Origin of the sequence: Streptomyces sp. NPDC050703, assembly GCF_040654435.1 — a bacterium.
Taxonomy (GTDB): domain Bacteria; phylum Actinomycetota; class Actinomycetes; order Streptomycetales; family Streptomycetaceae; genus Streptomyces.
Genome location: NZ_JBFAHX010000104.1, coordinates 1 through 1,969 on the forward strand (window position 1 = coordinate 1; position 1,969 = coordinate 1,969).

Consider the following 1,969-nt stretch of genomic DNA (forward strand, 5'->3'; position numbering starts at 1 on the left):
CTCGTCACTCAAACGCGGGAATTCCTGGCAGCCCGGCTGCCGGAGTATCTGGTTCCCTCCGCGGTGGTGGTCCTGCCCGGGCTGCCGCTGACCGGCAACGGAAAGCTGGACCGCAAGGCGTTGCCCTCCCCCGAGTACGCGGCTACGACGGGTGACGCGAGCCGGGCTCCTGTGTCATTGCGGGAGGAGATCCTGTGCCAGGCCTTCGCGCAGGTCCTCGGCCTGCCCTCGGTCGGCGTGGAAGACGACTTCTTCGAGCTGGGCGGGCACTCCCTCCTTGCCACCCGTCTCGTGAGCCGGATGAGGACACTGCTCGGCGTGGAAGTGGGGATCCGCGAGCTTTTCGAGGCACCTACGGTGGCGGGCCTCGCCGCACGGCTCGCGGAAGCGGGGGAGGCGCGTGCGGCCTTGACACCGATGGCGCGCCCGGAGCGGGTGCCACTGTCGTTCGGGCAGCGACGGCTCTGGTTCATCGGCCAGTTGGAAGGCCCGAACCAGACCTACAACAGTCCGCTGGCGCTGCGGCTCACCGGACGCCTCGACCGGGCAGCGCTGGCCGCCGCGCTGCGTGACGTGAGGGTGCGCCACGAGTCGCTTCGTACGGTGTTCCGGGTGGTGGACGGCGAGCCGTACCAGCATGTCCTCTCCGTGGACGAGATCGAATGGGAACTCCCCGCCGACCGGATCACCTCCACCGAACTGCCTGACGCGCTCACTCGGATCTCCTCGTACGCTTTCGATCTCGAGGCCGAGGCTCCAGTGAAGGCGTGGCTGTTCGAAATCGGTCCCGAGGAGCACGTGCTCGCTCTCGTGGTGCACCACATCACCGGCGACGGATGGTCGGCCCGGCCCTTGGCGCGTGATTTGACGTCCGCGTATGCGGCACGGTGCGCGGGCGGGGCGCCGGAGTGGGCGCCGTTGCCGGTGCAGTACGCGGATTACGCCCTGTGGCAACGGGAGTTGCTGGGGTCCGAGGACGACGCGGCAAGCCTGCTGTCACGACAGGTCGCACATTGGCGGCAGGCGTTGGAGGGCTCACCCGAGGAGCTGGGTCTCCCGTTTGACCGGCCACGCCCGGTGGCTGCCTCGCATCAGGGGCATTCGGCCAGGTTCGAGATGCCCGCGGAGCTGCACACGCGGATGGTGGAGACCGCCCGCGCCGAGGGCGTGACGGTCTTCATGGTGCTGCAGGCGGCGCTGTCGGTGACGTTGTCGCGGCTCGGTGCGGGCACGGACATCCCGATCGGCACGGCGATAGCCGGTCGTACGGACGAGGCTCTCGACGATCTGGTCGGTTGCTTCGTCAACACGCTGGTCCTGCGTGCGGACCTCTCCGGCGATCCGACGTTCGCCGAGGTGCTTGAGCGGGTGCGGGAGACGGGGCTCCAGGCATTCGCGCATCAGGATGTGCCGTTCGAGCGGCTGGTGGAGGAGCTTGCCCCGGCACGGTCGCTGGCCCGGCACCCCCTTTTCCAGGTGGTCCTCACACTGCACAACACCGCGGAAGCGGTCTTGGAGTTGCCAGGACTCGAAGTCGAGCTGCTCTCGACCGCCCGCCCGGCGGCGAAGTTCGACCTGGACGTGATGGTCGGCGAGACGTACGACGCCGACGGCGTACCGATGGGGGTGCACGGTGCGGTGACGGTCGCGGCCGACCTCTTCGACGCCGAGACCGCGCGTGCGATCGCTGACCGCTGGGTCAGGGTTCTTGACGGGCTGCTGGCGGAGCCCGAGCTGCGGCTGAGCGCGGTGGAGATCCTCGACGAGACCGAGCGTCGGCGGGTGCTGTCGGAGTGGAATGACACGGGGGTGTCGGTCGGGGCGTCTTCGGTGTTGGGTTTGTTCGAGGAGCGGGTGGTGGTGTCGCCGGGTGTGGTGGCGGTGGTGCAGGACGGTGTGGGGGTTTCTTATGGGGAGTTGGAGGTGCGGGCGAATCGGTTGGCGCATTATCTGCGGGTGCAGGGGGTGG

The 1,969-nt window shown here is 68.8% G+C and carries 1 protein-coding gene; it reads left to right on the plus strand.

Going from position 1 to position 1,969, the window contains the following annotated elements; translation table 11 throughout:
• Positions 1–1,969 (plus strand): condensation domain-containing protein (locus AB0I16_RS35750; protein ID WP_363253855.1); only part of this gene is annotated, 1,969 nt, incomplete at both ends.